Annotated in this window: 9 protein-coding genes; 5 read left to right on the top strand and 4 right to left on the bottom strand. The window is 34.1% G+C overall.

Annotated features, from left to right (window positions below; translation table 11 throughout):
• Positions 1–150 precede the first annotated feature (150 nt).
• Together J8M14_RS16780 and J8M14_RS16775 are read right to left on the bottom strand one after the other, a co-directional pair.
• The gene (locus J8M14_RS16780; RefSeq protein WP_348772854.1) at positions 151–822 is read right to left on the bottom strand and encodes a 3'-5' exonuclease; all 672 of its coding nucleotides are present in this window, start codon (positions 820–822) and stop codon (positions 151–153) included.
• Positions 819–2,732: a DUF294 nucleotidyltransferase-like domain-containing protein gene (locus J8M14_RS16775; protein WP_211075967.1), complete on the bottom strand. Its 1,914-nt coding sequence runs from the start codon at positions 2,730–2,732 to the stop codon at positions 819–821. The genes J8M14_RS16780 and J8M14_RS16775 overlap by 4 nt, the downstream gene beginning before the upstream one ends.
• Positions 2,733–2,839: 107 nt before the next feature.
• On the opposite strand from J8M14_RS16775, the gene J8M14_RS16770 reads away from it, so the two are divergent.
• Both J8M14_RS16770 and J8M14_RS16765 read left to right on the top strand, forming a co-directional pair.
• Positions 2,840–4,507, top strand: coding sequence for a tetratricopeptide repeat protein (locus J8M14_RS16770; RefSeq protein ID WP_211075966.1), 1,668 nt, complete (start codon positions 2,840–2,842; stop codon positions 4,505–4,507).
• A gap of 233 nt (positions 4,508–4,740) precedes the next feature.
• A complete protein-coding gene (locus J8M14_RS16765; RefSeq protein ID WP_211075965.1) occupies positions 4,741–7,134 on the top strand; it encodes a T9SS type A sorting domain-containing protein in 2,394 nt (797 codons plus the stop codon).
• Between the two features lie 372 nt (positions 7,135–7,506).
• Here J8M14_RS16765 and J8M14_RS16760 read toward each other — a convergent pair whose 3' ends face one another.
• A complete protein-coding gene (locus J8M14_RS16760; RefSeq protein WP_211075964.1) occupies positions 7,507–10,221 on the bottom strand; it encodes a phosphoenolpyruvate carboxylase in 2,715 nt (904 codons plus the stop codon).
• A gap of 58 nt (positions 10,222–10,279) precedes the next feature.
• A complete protein-coding gene (locus J8M14_RS16755) occupies positions 10,280–10,954 on the bottom strand; it encodes a hypothetical protein (RefSeq protein ID WP_211075963.1) in 675 nt (224 codons plus the stop codon).
• 683 nt (positions 10,955–11,637) lie between these two features.
• Between J8M14_RS16755 and J8M14_RS16750 the strand changes: the two genes are divergently transcribed.
• The 3 genes from J8M14_RS16750 to J8M14_RS16740 all read left to right on the top strand — a co-directional run bounded on the left by J8M14_RS16750 (position 11,638) and on the right by J8M14_RS16740 (position 22,978).
• Positions 11,638–13,341 (top strand): 7TM diverse intracellular signaling domain-containing protein, encoded by a 1,704-nt coding sequence (locus J8M14_RS16750; protein ID WP_211075962.1) that lies wholly within the window; start codon positions 11,638–11,640, stop codon positions 13,339–13,341.
• Between the two features lie 243 nt (positions 13,342–13,584).
• A complete protein-coding gene (locus J8M14_RS16745) occupies positions 13,585–22,101 on the top strand; it encodes a matrixin family metalloprotease (RefSeq protein WP_211075961.1) in 8,517 nt (2,838 codons plus the stop codon).
• 25 nt (positions 22,102–22,126) lie between these two features.
• Entirely contained in the window at positions 22,127–22,978 is an 852-nt protein-coding gene (locus J8M14_RS16740; protein ID WP_211075960.1) for a T9SS type A sorting domain-containing protein, read from the top strand.
• Positions 22,979–23,018: the final 40 nt, after the last annotated feature.

Genomic DNA, 23,018 nt, shown 5'->3' with positions numbered 1-23,018 from the left:
TGATTATGGATACTAATTGATGTGAGTTTCATATCAACGGTAAGTTATCTAAAGAATTCTAATCGAATGGTTTTATAATAAAATGAAGAAAAAATCCTTATCCAGTATGTCAAGCCTTATCGGTTTCAAAATTAGGCGTATACAAGATTATTATAACAATCCTCTTCGCTTTTGATTGTAGAATAAATCGCGTAGTGTGATGTTTTGTGCTTTAGTTAAGAAATCGATAATCTTTAAAAAAATTATCCCGGTAATATAGGCATCTCCAGAAGCAGTATGTCGGTCGTGCATTTTGATATTAAAAAAATCGCATAATTCATCCAGAGTGTAATGCTTTGTTTTATCACTACATAATCTGGTATTCTTAAATAATATTCCTGTATCTATAACTTTGTTTTTTAGTTTTGGTAGTCCTAATCGAATAAGGCATGTATTAATCATGTTAATGTCAAAATTAGCATGATGCGCCACCAATGTAGCATCTTTAATATAGTATAGAAACTGTATAATAGCATCTTTTTCAGATATCTTATGGATACGACCTTCTTTTAGTATTCCATGTATTTCTACCGTACTGGAATCAAATTTCTCTTGTCTTAGATATACCTCAAAGCTATCAGCTACATCCATTGTATTACCAACCACAGATATAGCACCTATAGATAAAACTCTATCTTTTTTAAAATCAAATCCTGTGGTTTCTGTATCAAATACTACAAAACGATTAGTATGCAAGTAATTATTTTTTCTATCCTTAAAATATTTAGTGTACTGATTCCAGAAATCAGGATACTCTTTATGTTTTAGCCAATTTAACATCATAACATATGTGATAAACTAAATCGTACCTTGATAAGTTCTTGTATATCTTTTATAGGTTTAAAACACCCTTTTAGTTTTAAACGGTCAGCTTTGCTTAACGATTTAAGGTCTATAAACCTTCCTGAAGTATTATTTTTTAACCCTTGTTGTGTTCTAAACCGAAGTAAAACCCTAAATGCATTAATACACGATTCATACAAGTCTTTATTTTGAGGTTCTACTTCTGCTAATTTTTTATAGCGTGCGATAGTACTATTGAATCCTTTTAGGTTATTGGATAAGATTAATAAACGGGCAGCATCTACCAGTGGCATAATTGCTCGGGCTTTGATATCAAACTGATCCTTATGTTCACCGCTATGTTCTACCAGAAATTGTCTAAAAAAACTAAGAGGAGGAGGGTTTTTAAGAGCATTTAATCCCATGAAATTGAGAAAGATTTTATAAGATCCTATAGATCCAAAAATGCTTTCAGACATTTCATCCACTAAATTTTTGTCACCGTATATCATTTCATAATCAAAAAAGATCATAGACAACAGAATTTTATCTTTATCCGGTTTTGTGATCCAGCTATGAAATTGATTTTTCCATTCATCTAGCGAAAGACACCACCTGGGGTTACTTGCCATCATATCTGCTGGACAAAATTCAAACCCTATAGTATTTAGTTTTTGAGTTACTTTTTCTGACAAGGATAAAAAATAAGCTTTGGTAACATCAAATTGTTCTTTAGGCGGATTTTCAAAAACTAATGCATTGTCCTGATCTGTGATCAATAATTGTTCTTTCCGGCCTTGGCTGCCTAAAGCCAACCAACTGAATTTAACAGGTGGTGGCGTATTCATTTCTTCTAAAGAAAGAAGTATAGCTCTCTGGGTTATAGCTTCATTAATTGCAGAGATAACTTTGGAAATATAGGAGATCGGGATATGTTGTTCTACATATCCTTGTAATAATTGTTGGACTTTTTTTCTTATATGTTGTAATGTTTCAGCAGTTTTGGCTCGTTTTACTTCTTTGATTAATGCCGAAGGATTATTACCTCTTATAGCTACGATATCGTGTTCTGATAAAATACCTGTAAGCACAGAGTTTGCGGTACCATCTTTGGTAATACATAAATGAGTGATTTTATGCTGAAGCATAGCAATTTGAGCTTCGGCCACAGAAATATTTTCAGGATAGGTAATTACAGGAGAGGACATAATACTTTCCACCGGATCATCAATAGAAAATCTACCAGTCGCAATATGGAGTCGTAGATCTTTATCAGTAATAATACCAATAGGTTTTTGGTTTTCTGTAATCACTATAGACCCTACGTGTTTAGTGCTCATTATCAGCGCAGCCTGTTGGATAGAAGTTTTTAGTTGACAGGTTATGGGATTTTTTGAATATTGCGCAGATTGAACTTCAGTAAGACTGGATTCATTTTTCTGTAAGCTTTTTACATTAGCGAATAAAGTGCCTTTATTGTCATTGGCATAAGGGTTTCTGGTATTAGTAGCAAAACTAGCAATGAGGAACTTATTCGCTTCGGTATTGGTTTGGATAATTTCTTCTAGTAATAAGGAAGAGATACTGTATACTATACTTTCCTCAATAGCTTTGGCACTAAGTATATAGTTTCCCTTTCGAATCATTGCTCGTAACCCAAAAATATCTCCTTCATCACATTCATCAACTAAAACCTGATCTTCTTTTCTAAATATACCTATTGCACCGTCCTTAACTACATAAAAATGATCATGGATTTCTTCTTCTATTTTAAAAACAAACTTGTCTTTAGGTAGATAGATCACCTTTACATTTCTAGCAATAATAATCAATTGCTCGGCAGTTAATACATCAAAAGGAGGGAAGTCTTTTAGGAAATCAAAAATACGTTCTGCAATGGTATTCTTCATAGTACTAAATTAGCTAAAAATGAAGTATTTGTAATTAGATATGCTATAATTTCTGAGAGATTAGATTTCAAACATCTTTTGATCATTAATTAGTAAGTTTGTATATAATGAAAAACTACGTACCCCTATTCGCCTTTTTTTCCTGTCTAACTGTTTTTTCGCAAGAACTAGACACTACCTTAATCCATTTACATGAAGAGGTAAAGAAAACTGTAATTGATACTGCAAAAGTTAAAGCTTTGCTGGAGTTAGGAGAGTATCAATTAAAACGGGATTTTAATAAAGCAGAAGGTAGTTTTACAGATGCATTAGCACTGATCCAGGATAAATCAGAAGGATATTATGAAAAATTTCGTGCAGCCATTTATGTGCAAATGGGCGTTGTAAATCGTAGAGAAGCAAATTATCCAAAGGCAATAGAATATTACATCAAAGCCTTGCAATATTATGAAGCACAAAAAAATGACTCAAAAATTGGTGATGTATACCATAATATGGCGCTAGTGTACAGATATCAAAAAGAGCATCGAAAGGCTATAGAGAATTATAAAAAAGCAATTGTTTTAAAGGAGAAAGTAAAGGATACGCACGGATTAGGAGCTGGGTATAATATGCTGGGAGTTTCATATCGTCAAAATAAACAACTGGATTCAGCGCTGATCTGTTATCAAAAGGCTAAGGATTTTTTTACCTCGATTAATAGTAAAGAAGACTTACACGGAGTATATGGTAATCTTGCTGTAGTATATGGAGTACAAGGAAAATATGATAAATCGATTGGTTTAAAAAAAGCAAACCTGGCATATTATAAAGAAATAGGAAAACGGCTTTCTATATGTGTAGAATATTTCAATCTTTCTCAAGACTACAAACGATTGAAGGACTGGGATAAATGTTTAAGCTATGCAGATTCTTCGCTTCAGGTGGCTATAGAAGAGGGTTTTAAAGAAAGAGTCTCGAAAGCATATCTCAGAAAAAGTTATGCCAATTCTAAAATGCGTGATTTTGAAAACGCTTATGAAAACTACCGTAAATTTAACAGAACATCAGATGAGATTTTTAATCTAGAAAATGAAAAAAAAATTCAGGCTTTGGAATTGAACTATCAATTTCAGAAAGAAAAACAGGCCGATAGTTTACAATTTGCACAGCAAAAACGAGAGGTAGAATTGCAAGCCGATGCTGAAGCTTCCAAAAAATGGTTATATCTAATTTTACTATTTGTGACTTTAGGAGCAGCAGTTGTAGTAGGTTGGTTACTAAAACGAAATCACCAGCATCGTAGTAAGATGACTCGATTAGAACACGAAAATGAAAAACAAGTATTGCAACAAAAGATCAATGCCAAAGAAGAAGATATTAAAAAGCTGATTGCTGATAACACCATGCGCCTTTCTTTTAAAGAAGAATTATTAGATAAGATAAAGAATGACGTAGTTGATGCCGAACCCGAACAAATTTCGAAATCCCTACAATCTCTTATTTCACAATTAAAAAGGCAAATTACTACCGAACAAAAACTATCAGGTCTACAAGAAAAAATTGATCAGGTCAATAAGGACTTTACAGAAAAGCTGCAAAATTTATATCCCGAATTGACAAAAGGCGAAAGAGAAGTATGTGCCTTGTTACGATTAAATCTATCCATCAAAGAAATTATGACCGTTCGTGATGTTTCTGTAGACTCGGTAAAATCCATGCGTCGTCGTATTCGAAAAAAAATGAATGTTCCCGAAGGGAAAGAATTAGAGCAATTTATTCAAAGACTTGTTTAGTAATAGTTTTCTTAATATCTATCTTTTGCATAAAGCACTTTATTGCTCAAAATGAGCAAGGCAAATTTCCTAACGACTCACTAATCATACCTCACAGCTTTCGTAGAAAGCACCCTCACCACTCAGCCCTCAAAGCGTAGCTTACTACTTTTGACACCTTTTGACACCGTTAAAATTATCTACAAAAGAAAATAGCCTATTATTTTTGCAATAAGATCTATAAACCCCTTATTATGATAAAACAATTACCTTTAGTTTTCGTATTACTTCTCGTATCCTTTAATAGTATAATAGCACAGACAGGAAATCAAACTACGGGATCTGCAATTACCCCAAATCAATCCGGTGACAGTCACACTCCTTTTCCTTATGATGGAACTCAAACATTTACTCCAGGACCATCATTGACTACTGGTGATTGGAACCTTTCTGTAGGCCCTGGTGCTGGAGCTTCGTTGGGAGTGTCGTATAGTAATATTTTGATAGGTGGTATGGCTGGTGCATTATTAAATGAAAGTACAACAGGTGTTGACGCAGAAGATAACATTGTGATCGGAACATTTGCTGCCGATCTAACGCTAAGTGCTTCTGATAATGTATTCATTGGTAATTATGTAGCGAGGAACGCTACTGGAAATGATAATGTGGTTGTCGGACACAGAGCAGGACAACAATTGACTACAGGTGTTGATAATGTGATTATAGGAGAACAAGCAGGAAGAAGTCTTACCGATGGCGATGACAATGTACTTATAGGTGAAGATGCAGGATTTGATTTAACAACAGGTAATGATAATTGCTTTGTAGGAAGCAGGGCAGGAGCAAATACTACTACCGCAAATGGTAATACTTTTGTAGGTGGAGAAAGCAGTAGTTCAATACCGGGATCTCTGGGTAATGGAGTTGATTATGATTTTGTAAATAATGGTAGTGGAGCAGGAGAACGAAATACTACTGGTCAAGCAAATACTTTTATAGGATCGGGAGCTGGTCTAGATAATGTGGATGGTTTTGCGAATACGTTTCTGGGTTATGCTGCAGGTGCTAATAGCCAGCATGCAGATGGTAATACGTTTCTTGGATATGGTGCAGGTTGGGATAATAACCGTAGCAATAACCGTAATGATGCCAACAGAAATACCTATGTTGGGGTATTGACTGGTGGTATCAATAGAGAAGGATCGGATAATGTAGGTATGGGATGGAAAGCAGATTTTATTGGAAATGGATCATTTGGATCTTCTGCTAATAGAAATAATAGAAATATATTTCTAGGAAATTCAGTTAGCGTTTTTGGGGATGATCAAGTCATTATAGGTCACCAAGCTCGATCAACAGGAAATCAAGGATCCATAACTATTGGTTCATTAAGTAGTACTGCCGATTCTTATTCGGCAGCTATAGGATACGATGTTGATGTTACTCAGGCTAATACGATGGCACTTGGAGGAAATACAACTACCAATAGATTTAGTGTAGGTATTGGTACTATAGCAGCCAATCAAAATGCTTCTTTAGAATTGGCTGATACCGACAAAGGATTTTTGATCAATAGAGTGACTACGGTACAACGTACTGATATGGAAACCGCTGCTGCTAATGGAAACCCTTTGGCCACCACAGAAGCTGGAATGATGGTGTATGATACCGATCTTTCTGCTTTATTTATATGGGATGGGACACAATGGATCAATTCTACATTAGATACCGATACGGATACTGATAACCAAACCATTGATGTATTTCAGTTGAATGGTAATGATTTAGAATTATCCTTAGAAGATGATGCAACGGTAACTCAAGTTGTAGATTTATCGTCCTTTTTAGATAATACAGATAGTCAGGAACTTTCCTTGGCTACTAATATCTTAAGTATTTCTGGTGGAACGAATACTATTAATTTGTCTGGTTATTTAGATAATACAGATGCACAAGATTTACAATTGTCCTCAAATATATTGAGTTTAACTAACGATGCTACATCAGTTGATCTTTCAGGGTACTTAGATAATACTGACAATCAGGAATTATCACTTAGCAATGCTATTCTTAGTATTTCGGGAGGAAGTAATACCGTAGATCTTTCAACATTACAGGATGGTACTGGTACAGACAGTCAAACATTAGATTTAACCAATGATGTATTGAGTATCAGTAATGGAAACACAGTAGATTTTTCTGCCTATGTAAATACGGATGGGCAGGATTTAAGTTCAGCAAGTCTTAGTGGAACAGATCTTACCATAGCTATTGAGAACGGAGCATCGGTAACAGTGGATCTTTCACCATTATTAACAGATATCGAAAACAGGTTAGCTCTCTTAGAACAAACGCTGGGAGTACAAGAAAATAATCTTAACAAGGCAAAAACAGCTATTTTATATCAAAACATACCCAACCCGTTTAACGGAACCTCTTCTATTAAATACTACCTACCATCTTCTGTATCCAAAGCAGCTATGGTATTTAGCAATACCAGTGGACAGGTAATCTCTACGGTTACTTTAGACAAAAGAGGAGACGGAACCTTGGCTATTAATAGGGATGGATTAGCATCTGGTACCTATTTCTATTCGTTGTATGTAGAAGGGAGCTTGATCGATACCAAAAAGATGGTGATAGAATAATAAGTATAGCCATATATTTTGGAATACGTAACCCTACGATAAGTCTAAATATATAATATTTCCAAGTCGTATGATCCTAATGATTGTTGAGGTAGACAAGTTCTCTTAAGACCTCTAGGTGATTTTGAAAGCACCTCGGAACTATGTAGGAATATCCTATGTATTAAGTCAAATATACTTAGGAGGTATATCGAAAATAGGTTAGTCCTATTTCAGAGATACTTTGCAGCTGTTTCCCAAATAGGAAATAGTTATTTCTAAGATACATTGGAACTATCTTACTATTTTGACAGCTACCCAGTTTCTAACAGTAAGATACGAGTAGTGGCATTATAAGCAATAAATAAGTGTGCATTAGTTTAAAATAACGAATCACCCTGTACTTTTTAACCCACCAGAAAGTGCATTAACTAGCATTAAGAGATGCAATAGATATGTATCACTTAGTTCTTTATCAGTCTTTTTAATGCTTCTCCATTTGGTCAAATATTCAATTTGTATCTCATGAAGTACTTGTAAAGCATTATTTCTCAACTTGTTATTTTCTAGTTTAGAAATTCTTCTTGCTTCAACAGATTCTCCCATTAGGTTTTCTATCTTTTTCAAACAGGTATGATGATCCGTAAGGATCAAGTCCATGAGTTCCTGTTTGGTTTTAGGTTCTTCTACCAGATTAGCAAAACCTTTCATAATATCAATGTCTGAGTTTAATAGATTGGATTCTATTTGAATAAGTCGATATTTTAAGAAAGGCCATTCCTTGGCTAATTGTTTTAATCGTTCAAAATTATTAGGCTGTTGTTTTTGAAATTCTTCAAAAGCCGTTCCAACTCCGAACCACCCGGTTAAATTGAATCGTGACTGACTCCAGCTAAATACCCAAGGTATTGAACGGAGATCATCCAAAGAGCGTTGCCCTGTTCTACGTGCAGGTCTGGAACCAATTTTACTCTGTTCAAGAACATCAATTGGTGTGGCGCTAGCATAAAAATCAATAAAATTGGGGTGATCCAGTAACTTACGATACGTTTGTCGTGCTAGATTTACTAGTTGATCCATTATTTCATAACGCTGGTCATCTTTGGTTTTGCTCAAAGGTATTAATGCTTGTCTTGCGGTTCCTGCTACAAACATTTCGAGGTTATACGTTGCAGTAAGGAGGTTGGCAAATTGGTTAGCAATGGTTTCGCCTTGTACAGTCATCTTAATATGACCACTCATAGAACCTGGAGGCATACTATCCAAAAATCGATGAATTTTACCACCTCCACGACTAATGGTTCCTCCACGACCGTGAAAAAAGCATAGTTCAACACCTAATTTCTTAGCAGCTTTTGTGAGGTTTTCTTCAGCTTTGTAAATATTCCACCGGCTGGTTAAGATACCACCATCCTTATTACTATCACTATATCCCAGCATTACTTCTTGTATAAACGGTTCAGAAGCCTGTCGCTGTTTTAGCATGATAGGATGCTGCAAAAAAGTAGTTAAAATTTCAGGTCCGGCAATTAGGTCGTCAATGGTTTCTAATAGTGGTACTACAGGAAGATTAGCTTCGTGTAAACCTACTTCTCTTAACAGTAAAAAAACGAGTAACAAATCACTAACACTCCTGGTCATGCTCACAATAATAGAACCTATACCTTCTGTTCCGTATTGGTCGATATAGATTTTAACCTCATGTAGATACCCAAGAACGTTATCAGCTTCTGGTCCACAGGAAGTTCCGGCCACCAAAAATGGACGATTACTCTTAAGTTCTTGATCAAGAAAAGCCAATCGCTTTTCCTCATTCCACGAACCATAATCCGAATCTTCATAACCAGTAGCAATCAAAATTTGACTGATTGCTTTTTCATGATAAGCACTATTTTGTCTGATATCGAGCTTTGCTAAATGAAAGCCAAAACTCTGCACCATCCTTTCTACCGGAAATAACCATTGTTTTGCTATTCTTTCTGCGTTTAAATCGATTAATAGCTGTCTAAGTTTTTTAAGTTCGGTCCATAAATCATTTGAAGATGTAAAAAAGCCGTCTTCTCCTAATACACGATTATCGGTAATAGTATTTTCTAGCCTTAGTAAAAGTAAATTTAGAAATTGCCGTAAAGGTTCAGATGGATTTCGATCTAAGGCTTTTTGCCCTTCTTCTCCAAATAATTTTGCAGTAGATTCAATTTCAACTAAAAAAGTTTCTGGTATAGAAGTTTGATAACCCGAAAAACTCAATTTTGCTGCTAGTCCAACCAGTTGATTTTGTATCATTTTTAAAACGGTCTGGCGATGTAATCGTAGTGTAGAAGCAGTAAAATCAGCAGTCACAAATGGATGACCATCACGGTCACCACCCACCCAGCTACCAAACTGAATCAACGGGAAATGCTCTGGCCATTCTAGCAACTCTTCAGAAAAACCAAGCGTTTTCCAGGCATCACGCAAACGCTGATCTGTTAAGCGTGCTGCTTCAGGAAAAACATTTTCAAAATAGTGCATTAGATTATTTCTTTCATCTTCAAGGTGTGGTTTTTCAAGATAGATTTCTCCTGTTCGCCACCAACGCTCCAATAGACTGGTCATTTCCTCTTTAAGTCTTGATTGTTCTGCTGTAGACCAATTTGGATTTTCTATCTGAACCAACAATAAATATAATTCCCGATGGATATCTAATACTGTTAATCGTTTTGCTTCGGTTGGGTGAGCCGTTAAAACCGGTATAACTTTCAATTGTCGAAGCTTTTGAGCTATTTCTTGCTCATCTATTTTGTCAGTTTTCCATTGGTATAAAGTTTCTCCCCAAGAACCTCGTGTAGATCGAATACCAAATTGTGTTTCTGTTTTTCTTCTGTATTGCGTAGCAGCATTTTCCTCAGCAAGATTGAGTAACTCGAAACAAATCCCAATGGCTTGTGTTAACTTTTGATTGGAAAGATGCTCTCTATTTGGTGATGCTTGATTGTTAAATGGTATTGCTTTTGCCAAATCCTTTTCTCCAATAGATTCCAGCATTTCGGTAAATAACGATACCAAAAACTGAAAATCAACTTTTATTTTCTGAAGTCCCTCTTGCTGAAGCGATTCTTTTGTCATTGTATGTGCTTTAATTTTTTGTAGTTGAAATTTTATATAATCGAATGAGTTTTATGTGTTATTGTGTTTGTATTTTGTCCAATCCTACTTTCTTTCCTATATATTTTGCGATCATTAAAAAAATGAAAGGTGATATAACGCCATAACCTATTACCCCTATATTTCTTACCTGCATATTATTCAAAGGAATTCCTAAAAGTCCTACAAGACATAAAATTCCACATAGTATAATTAATATTTGTATTACTTGCTCAATACCATTTCTTTTAAAAATTGGAGCAAGAAATAAAATGGAGATAGCATAAAACCAATCCCAGGCAAGAATATCCAAGACATACACAACAGAAGGCCATTTAAATGAAAAAACCATATCAAAATCAGGAAGCTCTTGGATTTTGGCCTGATTTCCTAATGCCAAAACTGTAAAATGTACACAAGAACTTATGCCAGCTACCAAAAGCATAAATACTACAGAAATGAAACTAAATATTTTGACTTTCTTTGGGTTGCAATAATGAATTCCGATCAAACTGATAACGGTAAAAAGAACAATTAATAGTATTAAAATTTCCATCATTGTAAAAAACGGATCTGCTATTGGATCTTGAGGTGAATCAAGAGAGATAAAACCTAAAATTGTGGTGATAAGATAACCCATCCCAAGCACGAATGTCACCCAACAAGAAAATCTTGTGATTTTTACTTCGTTTGAATCTGTAAGAAACGTACTCATGTAATCAGCCCACTAAAAATGATAAAATTATATATATGCTCTTATCAAAGGTAATTATATAAGTCATAAATTGATGAAAAGTGATGCTATTAGCTCTTTAAATTATTGTATTATCATTTATGTCTATAAAAATTTGAAATAAATGAATTCTGGTTTATAGTCGAAAAGGTTTTTAGAGTTTTAAAAAGATGTGGGCATCTGTTTCCGTTTTAGTTTTAAAATACCTATAATGTTAAGATCTATCTACATTTTTCATAAGAACTTTATTAGTAAGTTTATATGAAATGAAAAAAATCGCTATCCCAATCATATTTTTATTTTCATTGTTCTTATCATCCCAGGAACAAGATACTATATTGGCTCGTCTGCAAAAAGAAGTGAAACAAGCTATTGTTAATACAAATCAAACAGTAAAAATGATTAAACAATAAGTACAAACAATTGTTTATGAACTATTCGTAAAATGGATGTTATGCATTTAATGGTCGTAGATTTCTCTGTTTGCAAAAGTAACTCATCCTAAGATTTTAGGGTGGGTTTTTATGGTCTCAAAACATTGTGTAAAACCACTCTTTGGTAAACAAATATAGAGACTCAATGAATTGATCATTACTTATGAATTAGATTTCTGCTTAACGCTTACTTTTTAAGTATTTTTGCAGCAAGCAATATTTTTTTAAAAAATGAAGTTGAAAGAACAAGGTTCTCTTTTTTTAAAAATACTTTTAATAGGCATCACTCTTTTTTTATTTAGAAGTTGTCTATCAAAAAAACATAGTATTGTTGAATCTGATGATGCATATGTAACACTTTCTTCCTGGGATACTCAAAAAACAGAGAAGCTTGTTTTAAAAACAAAACTATTGTTCTATTGGAAACAATGGCCCTTAACTGATCAAAATACTTTTGATAAACATATACTTACCAAGCCTGATACCCTAAAGACGACTTCTGCAGTTTGGACGCGTAGAGGACATCCTCCAAAAGGTTTTGGAACCTATCGATTTTTTATTAAACAAGAAAACCCAAAAAGTGAAGCCGTTCTTAATTTATCTAGGGTTTTAGGAGCATGTGAAGTGTGGATTAATGGAAAAAAACTAGTAACTCATGGAAACCTATCTAAAAATCTTGAAGATTCTATGGATGGTATACCGGCTCTTACTGTCGAGCTTCCAAAAGAAGAACTTTTGGATGTGATGCTTTTAGTTTCGAGTTCCAATTCACGTCTTGGAGGTGGTTTTCCACTTCAAAATTCTATTCATGAAAAAGAGAGTTTTTATTTAACTAAAAAAAGAAAATTTGCCTTTGAAGGTTTAATTACCCTTTTAATTCTAATTTTCGGTGGTTACCAAATATTTATTTATGCTAATATTCACCGCGAAAAATATTTCTTATACTTTGGGTTTTTTTGTTTATTGGGCGGAGCCAGGCAGTTGTTCGTTGGTGAAGCTTTTATTCATAACATTTTCCCGGGAATCTCTTTTGAAATTGTTCAGAGATTGCGATATATCTGTTTCTATGCAGGACTTGGATTTATTTTCTTATACCATCATTACTTGTTTCCAAGCTACTTTTCTCGGAAAGTAGTGCTTTTTTTTACGCTTGTACCTAGTTTAGGTGTAGCTTATGTTGTATTAACCCCTGTTTTTTTCGGAACCTACAGCGTACCGGTTTTTCATGTATTTGGTTTTTTGAATGTCATTGCTGGGTTTTGGTTAATTATAAAAGCGATTAATGATAAAAAGCCTTTTGCAAAACTGATATTGCTGAATCTAGTAATTCTATCAGCAACATTTGCCAATGATATTTTGAATGCAATGATGCTAAGGCAAACTGGCTTTGTTGTTAATATGGGTTTACTTGCTTATGTGGTTTTTCAAATGTATTTGAATAGCAAAATTGTTAAACAAAGGGAAAAAATGCTTACTAATATGACTTTAGAGATTGGGGATATGAATCATCAAATACAAATGAATGAAGCCAGGATTTCTAAATTACTCCATGAATCCTATTATCATTTAAAGTCAAAAAGAGAATTAGCTGATAATTTAAAGAAAATTAGTCATGAAGATAACACAGTTTCTATAAATACAATAGTTAAAAATCTAAGGTCTGAATTGCTAGAGGACAATCAGCTTAACACTATCAAAAATGATATTGAAATTCTGAATTATGATTTTATTCAGCGTTTAAAAACCAAAGTTCCACATCTAACGGATACGGATCTAGAAATTTGTTCATACATTTATATGGGACTCAATAGAAAAGAAATTTCTCGCTTACGAAGTACGTCCATAGAAGCTATAAGAAAATCTCGTTACCGTATTCGAAAAAAACTAGAATTAGCTGCAGATGATGACTTAGAAGATTATCTGAAAAGTATTTGATCATAGAATTCACTTTTCGGCAATGTTTATTTAAGTGTATATAAAGAGTATATTTTATCTTTATAAAGAGAGCTTTACCCTTTGTCTACATTGGTTGTCCCCCTAATTGTCCGCACCGTTTCTTTCCAAAAACCACCTCATTAAGATAGTTTTGCAAGTGTTAAAATTTGTTAATGGATACCCATCAAAACATTTCCATTAACCCAACTAATAAGAAACTATAATCCCTTAAATCTACAACCTATGAAAAAGCATACCTACTTGCTTCTATTATTTATTATGAATGGCGTTTTTGGTTCAGCCCAGGAATGTGGTGCTCTAATAACACCACTTTCTATTCAAGAACGTGTTAATGAAGCAACTCATATTATTGAAGGAAAAGTTATCGCTAGTGATGGTTACTGGGATGTTAATAAACATAACATCTATACGGTACATACGGTGACCACATATAAAAGTTTTAAAGGCAAAGGCAACACTACTTTTAAGGTAGTAACCATAGGAGGACAGGTTGATAATCATTTTCAGCTTACTTCTAGTTCAGCATACCTTCAACCAGGAATGGTTGGCACATTTTTCATGAAAAGCTTTAAAGGTCAAATAGCTGTTTCTGAAAGTCTATACGAATTAGTTGGAGCAGTCCAAGGTGTTGTTAAGTATAATAAACTTACAGGCAAAGTATCAGATGTTTTTAATAAATATACATCAAAAGAAAACGATTTATATACGCAGATTCAACAGGCCACGGGATATAATGCACAGATTATTCAGGAGTTTCCTGTATATAATAAAAATACTGCGGCGAGACTTGCTAACCCTATAGTCTATAGTTTTTCTCCATTAACAGCTTCGGCAGGTACTCAAACGGTATTTACCATTACAGGTAATAATTTTGGAACAGAAACAGGAACCGTAAGTTTTGCAAATGCTAATGATGGCGGTGCCACAATGATTGATGCCGTAGATTCGGAAATACTGAGTTGGTCTGATACCCTTATAGAAGTTGAAATACCATACCAGGCAGGTACGGGTACTATTGCAATTACACATTCAGATGGATCTATACATGAAACCACCGTACCATTAACTATTACTTATAGTCATAATAACTTGGACAATTCGGGAACCATTTTATCGATGGCACTTCAGGATATTGATGGAAATGGAGGATATACCTTTGAATATCATACCGATTTTAATACAAGTAACGCCAAATCTTATTTTGAAGAGGCTTTTGGTTTATGGAACTGTGAGTCTAACATCAATTTCTCATTTGGCAGTACAACAACACTAGATGAGTCTGTTTCTGATGGTATAAATGTTGTACGTTTTGATAATGGTAGCGAGTTATCTTCGGGTGTTTTAGGTAGTGTAACTACTCGTTTTACAACGTATTGTGGCACAACTAATAGGGTAAGAGTAGATGAAATGGACATTACATGGAATGACGATACTAACTGGTACTACGGTAGTGGTACACCTTCCGCTACAGAATATGATTTTAAAACTGTAGCGCTACACGAATTAGGGCATGCCCATCAATTAGGTCATGTTATCGATTCAGATGTAATCATGCATTATAGTTTAGGTCCTGGAGAAGAAAAGTACGCATTAGATCAAAACGATATTGATGGTGCACTCTACACCATGGGTGTTTTTACTGAATCTACGGGTTGTGGAAATACAGCGATGAGTGAAAAATTAGATTGTTGTGACGATATTACAATTAACAGTGATCCTCAAGATGCTGAAGGGGGAGAAGGAGACACCCTAGAATTTACACCCAGTGCTTCTGATTACGATACGGTACAATGGTATGTAAGTACTGATGGCGGAAGTAATTTTGCTGTAATTTCAGATGATTCAAATTACTCAGGAACGAATACTGAGACCTTAACCATAAGCAATACACCTTTAAGTTTTGATGGCTACCAATATGCCGCGTACTTTACGAATATTTGCAGTGATACGGTAGCAACAAATGCTGCTACGCTAAGTGTGACTGCATATACAGCTATTCCTGATGCTAATTTTGAAGCTGCTCTGGAAGCTTTGGGTTACGACAATATTTCGGGAGACGGACAAGTACCAACAGAAAATATTAATACTGTGACGAGTTTAAATGTGTCCTATCAATCCATTAGTGATTTAACTGGGATTGAAGATTTTATCGCTTTAGAAACACTGGAAGTCTATGTAAACAATTTGACGAGCATAGATGTTTCAAGTATTTCGTTCTTAGAACATCTAAACGTGAGCGATAACGATCTTACCACCTTAGATGTAAGTAATAATCCTGATTTACGTATTTTGTATGCTGGTTACAATCAATTTGCAGCAATTGATGTTTCTAATAATACAGAATTAACTAAACTATATCTCATAAATAATTCATTAACAGCAATAGATGTTACTAATAATGTACTCTTAGAAGACTTCCAATTTCATAATAACAACCTTACAACAATTGACTTAAGTGCTAATGAAGAATTAGATTTTTTATCGGGTCGAGACAATAATTTAACTGCTTTAGATGTAAGTAACAATCCGTTATTAGAAAAAATTTGGTGTGGAAATAATGCTATTACATCATTTGATATTTCTAACAACCCATTAGTAACAGTAATACAAATGGGAAATAATGATTTAACTTATGCGAATCTTCAAAATGGAAATAACACAAATGTGACCAGTTTTGATTTAAGCACTAATCCTAATCTGGGCTGTATTTTAGTAGACGATGTATCTTATAGTAACACCAATTGGACAAACATTGATGCTCAAACTTTTTTTAGTGATATCGATTGTAACTATACAACGATCCCTGATGCAAATTTTGAAGCAAGATTGGATGAACTAGGTTATGATGATATATCTGGAGACGGAAAGGTACCAACCAGTTATATTAATAGTATCACTACATTAAGTGTAATTTCAAAATCAATTTCTGATTTAACGGGTATTGAAGATTTTACTGCTTTAGAATCATTAGACTGTAAATTAAATAGTGTAACAACCTTAGATCTTTCAAATAATACAGCATTAACATCAGTAGACTGTCGAGACAACAGTATAACATCAATCAATGTTTCGAATAGTTCTAATTTAACAAGCTTAAAAATATCAGGTAATAATTCTCTTGAAAGTTTAGATATAAGTAGTAACCCGCAATTACAAACTTTAGATTGCTATTATACAGATATTTCTACCTTAGATATTTCCAATAATACAGCTCTACGCTATTTAACTGCATTTGGTACCAACCTTTCATCTTTAGACACCTCTAATAATCCAAGTTTACAAAAATTAGAATGTTATAATACCAATATTACTAGTATTGATGTGACGAACAACCCTTTGCTTGCAACTTTACATGTTGGTAGTTTAGGACTTACTGAATTAGATTTGAGTAATAATACACTTTTATCTGAATTAAGACTGAATGGAAATTTGCTTACCTCGTTAGACTTAAGTTCACATACAGCATTAGAAGTTTTAACGGTACAAGACAATGATTTATCTTACCTAAACCTAAGAAATGGGAATAATACAAATATTACTCAGTTTAACATTACTGGTAACTCTAATTTAACATGTATTATTGTAGACGATGCCGATTACAGTACAACAAACTGGACAAATATAGATGCCACTGCTAGTTTTACAGAAACCTCTTATTGCAGATATACTGCTATTCTCGATGCTAACTTCGAAGCTGCACTAGAGGCTCTAGGCTACGATGATATTTCTGGAGACGGCCAAGTGCCAACCGCGTTAATTGAAAATGTAACAAGTTTACAAATAGGCGAAAATACCATAACAGATGCAACTGGTTTAGAAGACTTTGTTTCATTGACAGAATTGGATTTTTATCAAATAGGCTTGTTATCTATCGATCTATCTAGTAATACATTATTAGAAAAAGTAAGCTTAAATAATAATCCTTTAGCGAGCTTAGACTTAAGCGGATTAAACAGCTTAACCGAGTTAGAAGCTACCAACACAGATATTACAAGTATTGATATTTCTGCAAATACACTACTCGTTGCACTGGATGTGTCCAGTAATGACTCACTAAGTGCGCTTAACGTAAGAAATGGAAATAACATCAATTTTACGACGTTTAATACAACCAATACTTCGGCGCTAAACTGTATTTTGGTAGATGATGAAGTGTACAGTACTACAAATTGGTCTGGAAATATTGACAGTCAAACGAGTTTTACAGAAACAGATTATTGCGCATATACAGCCATTCCAGATGCTAATTTTGAAGCCGCTTTAGATGCATTGGGTTACGATGATATTTCTGGCGATGGACGAGTGCCAACAGCGTTGATTGAAGGTGTAAGTTCTTTGAATGTATCTAGTAATTCAATTGCTGATCTTACAGGAATTGAGGCTTTTACTTCCTTAACAGTGCTGTATTGTGAAAATAATTCGCTGACCTCTGTAGATTTGAGTTCTTTAACCAATCTTATCTTTGTAAGTCTTATTCAAAATGAACTAAGCAGTTTAGATGTAAGCGCTTTAACCAACCTACAAATATTAGAATGTGATGGCAATAACCTTACCACGCTCGATTTATCAAATAATACAAACCTTGATACGCTTGGAGCAACCTACAATAACTTAATGAGTCTAAATATTCAAAATGGAAACAACAATCGCATAGGGCTTGAAGATTTTCAAGTACAAAACAATGATAATTTAACCTGTATTTTAGTAGATGATGTTTCTCATTCAAATTCTGCTTGGACAGATATTGATGCACAAATGTTTTTTAGTGATACCTATTGCGATTATACCACTATTCCAGACAGTAACTTTGAAGCGGCGCTAGAAACTTTAGGTTATGATGATATATCTGGAGACGGACAAGTGCCTACAGCTAATATAGAGACCATTACTTATTTATCTGTCAGCGCTAAAGCTATTTCAGATTTAACAGGTATAGAAGATTTTACTTCCTTAACAACTTTACTAGCAAATAGTAACAATTTAATGGAGGTTAATCTTTCAAACAATGTTTTACTCGAGACTGTCTCTTTAAGTGATAATCAACTTTCTGAAGTTGACTTTAGTCACAATACCGAAATAGATTATTTAAATGTAGAAGGAAATCAACTCGAAGCTTTGGATCTTTCTGCTAATGTGAAACTAACGAATTTAGATGCCTACGACAACCAAATAACCAGTTTAGATTTCTCAAATAATCCTTTAATAGTAGATCTTGATATTTATAATAATAACCTGGATTTTCTAAATCTAAAAAATGAAAATAATACAATCATCACTAACATAGATATTATAGGAAACTCAAATTTGTATTGTGTATTAGTTGATGATGCTACCTACAGTACTAACAATTGGACAGATGTTGAAGACATATTGAGTTTTAGTGATATGTATTGCCGTTATACTGCCATTCCGGATACTAATTTTGAAGCTGCACTAGAAGCTTTAGGGTATGATGATATTTCAGGAGATGGACAAGTGCCTACGGAATTAATAGAAGTCATTACTAGCTTAGATGTGCGTAGCTTAAGTATAACAGACCTTACTGGTATTGAAGATTTTGTAGCCTTAGAGCAGCTTTACTTTTCGGATAACAACATTTCAGATGTCGATATATCAATGCTTGTGAATTTACAAACCTTATGGGGACTTGCAAATAACCTGACAACCATTGATATTTCAAACAATTTAGCGCTTTCAGATATCCGAATGGAAGAAAACCAACTTACAACAATTGATCTGAGCGCGCTTACAAACTTAGTCATCTTACAAGTAAACGATAACCAAATCACTTCCTTAGATGTAAGCAACAGTCCGTCAATTACTAGGTTTAGAGTCTATAACAACAAACTTTCTACGCTTGATTTATCAAACAATACTGTATTACAAGAAGTAAGAGTTTCAGGAAATGAATTACTTACGTTCAACCTTCAAAATGGAAATAATACAAACATTAGCACTTTTGGAGCAAATGGTAATTTTTTAAGTTGTATTCTGGTGGATGATGCTACATACAGTTCAACTAACTGGACTGATATTGATGCACATACTTCTTTTAATGATACACTATGCGAAATTTTATATACTGCGATTCCTGACAGCAACTTTGAAGCAGCTTTAGATGCGTTAGGATATGATGATATTTCTAGCGATGGTCAGGTACCAACATTGTATATCGAGGCAGTTACAGATCTTGATATCGGTAATATGAATATTGCTGATTTAACTGGAATTCAAGATTTTGGGGCATTAGTAGATTTAGATGTGAGTTCAAATACATTAACAACATTGGATTTGAGTACAAATTCTCTTTTAGAAACAGTAAATGTAAGTTCAAATGATCTTGCTTCATTGACGTTACCAACCAATGGAAACTTGATCACATTTACGTGTAACTTCAATACAAATTTAACTTCTGTAGATTTTAGCGGAAATATAAATTTGGAAACTATTCAATGTCTTGGTAATGGATTAACGAGTGTAGATGTAAGTGGCTTAAATGTTCTTAACTCATTAGCGTTAAACAGCAACTCACTTAGTGCAATAGACGTATCATCTTCTTCAAATCTAGAAACACTTGTTCTTGAAGATAATGCAATATCTACTTTAGACGTATCTAACAATACAAATCTTACCTATCTAAATGCGGTATCCAACAATTTAAATACTTTAGATATAAGCAATAATACTGCTTTGGAATATTTGTTAGCTTCTAATAACAACCTATCTTCCATTGATGTTTCTAGTCATCCGGCGTTAGTGTGGTTATATACAGATAACAATCAATTGACAACGATTGATATTGCGAACAATTCACTACTTGAAAAATTATGGGTGAACGAAAATCAGCTCACAAATATAGATGTCAGTACTAATGTGGCACTTGTGGAATTTGTCTGTAATAATAATACAATTACAACATTAGATGTTTCTGCAAATACGGCTTTGGAATGGTTTTTAGTGAATGACAACGCTCTTGAAAGTGTAAATCTGCAAAACGGAAATAATACAAATATTTTTACCTATTCAAGTAATAATAACCCTGATCTAAACTGCATACTTGTGGATGATGCTTCGTATAGTACCACCAATTGGACAATTGTAGACGCGCATACAAGTTTTAGCGATACTTTTTGTAATTATACAGCAATTCCTGATGCTAATTTTGAAGCAGCTCTAGATGCCTTGGGTTATGACGACATTACCAATGATGGACAGGTTCCAACTGCTTTAATTGAAGTGGTAACCACTTTGAATGTTCAAGACGCTGGTATTACCGACCTTACAGGAATTGAAGATTTTAGCGCTTTAACAACGTTAACCGTTAGTCAAAATTCTCTAGGTACACTTGCACTGTCAAATAGTAACTTAACTAACCTTACTGCAAGTTATTGCGATTTAACAAGTATAGATATTTCACAGCAAATTAATTTAGAAGTTCTTAGAGCACATACTAATAATTTAACAAGTGTGAATACCGATACCAATATAGTACTAAAACAACTAGATATTTACGGGAATTCTATAACAGCATTAGACGTATCATCAAATCCGCTTATAGAGTATCTTGACATATTTCAAAATGAAATTTCTACACTTGATTTGTCAAATAATTTAAACTTAATTCAACTAGACTGTGAAAACAACAATCTTACAGAACTTGATCTAAGTCTAAATACGGCGCTTACAATCCTTGACTGTAAGAATAATGAATTAACGGTTTTAAATGTCCAAAATGGTAATAATAGTAATATAACTAATTTTAATGCAACAGATAATCCAGATTTAGCCTGTATTTTAGTTGATGATGAAACCTACAGTTCTACTAATTGGACAGATATTGATAGTACTGCAAGTTTTAGCGAAACCATCTGTACCACAGATTATACCTTTAGCATTCAAGTATTTTTACAAGGTGCACTTTTAAATCCGAATACAGGAGAAGAAAACCTAATGCGTGATGACTTACGTACAGCAGGATACATTCCTATTACTAGTCCATACAGTGATGCAGCAACTTGTGATGCAGCAGTATTTGATACTACAGGAAACGACGCTATTGTAGATTGGGTTTTTGTAGAATTACGTGATCCTACAGACAATACAATTGTAGTAACATCACAATCATTTTTATTGCAGCGTGACGGAGATGTGGTGGATATTGATGGTGTTTCTAATTTAACATTTGCATTAGAAAGTGATTCATACTATATCACTGTAAACCATAGAAATCACTTAGGCATCATGACTACCACAGAAGTCAGATTTTCTACAAACTATCTTGTTAATTTGAACTTCACCAATACCAGCAGCGAGATTACCTATGGTACAAACGCACAAACTGATTTTGGAATGCCTGAAGGTGTTATAGCCATGTGGGCTGGTGATGCGAATGCAGATGGTACTATCAATCTGATCGGCGGTGCTAATGATACCAATGAGGTAAGAGATACAGTCTTGAATGATCCAATCAATCAGGTAATTCAGTTTTATGGATTTAATGTAACAGGATATAATGATGCTGATGTCAATCTCACAGGAGGTACCCAGATCATTGGATCCAATAATGATGCTAATTTGGTAAGAGATAACATTCTGAACCATCCAATCAATACATTTATCCAGTTTTATGGATTTAATATTACCGAACAATTACCAGAAGAAGTAAGCACCAAACGAATTGAATTGGATATTGCTTTACTAAAGAAAGTAAACATATTAGAAGCTAAGAATACTAAATAAATCGAACCCCTTTAACAATATAATGATGAAAAAACAACTATTATATATACTATTATTCCTTTTAGGAAGCATGACCATGACTGCTCAAAGCTATCAATATGGTTTGGTACAAGATTTTAATAATACCGGAGAGAATTATGAGTATACGTTCGTGATTGTTCCAGACTTTGCTAATGGAGCTGTAGAAGTAGGTTCTGTAAATATTACGATTTCTATTTCCACTGGAAACACCCTTACGAGTTTCACTCAAATTAATGGATCTAACTGGCAGGAGAACACAGCATTTACAGCTACTGTTTTAAATAGTTTTACAGCAGGAGATGGTACCCGGGATTTATGGACGTTTAGTCGTACTTCAAGTTCACAATTAACAATTGCCTCTCATACTGTAGGAGAGCAGATTCCACTGTTTTCCTTTGTAGTGGATAATATGCCTACCACAGGAGATATTACCTTAACAGAGAATACAGATGCTGTGATAGTAGACTTATCGACCAATACAGGCGGAGCTTTTGATCTGTCTAATTCTTTTGGAGCAGATATTGATGGCGTTCCGATCACGGATACGGATTATTATGGAGGGAATGCAGCAGGATTGATTACCTATGATCTGATGGATCCATTATTAAGTGTGGATGAGGTAGATGCATTAAATAGTATTACGATATCACCTAATCCAGCAATAGATCAGTTTCAGATTTCAGGAATTACAAAAAAGGTAACGGTTTCCATCTATAACATTAATGGTCAACAATTAAAAGAAAGCTCAATACTTGCTAATGAAGTTGTGGATATCACCAACATATCATCCGGAGTTTACTTCGTAAAATTAATACTGGATGACGCTAGTAAAACCTTTAAAATAGTCAAAAGATAAAAATATATAAGATTTCTAATCAACTTGCGAATTGGATCAT

It is taken from the genome of Aquimarina sp. MMG016 (assembly GCF_018100805.1).
Classification (GTDB): domain Bacteria; phylum Bacteroidota; class Bacteroidia; order Flavobacteriales; family Flavobacteriaceae; genus Aquimarina.
This window is presented reverse-complemented; position numbering and strand designations above follow the sequence as displayed.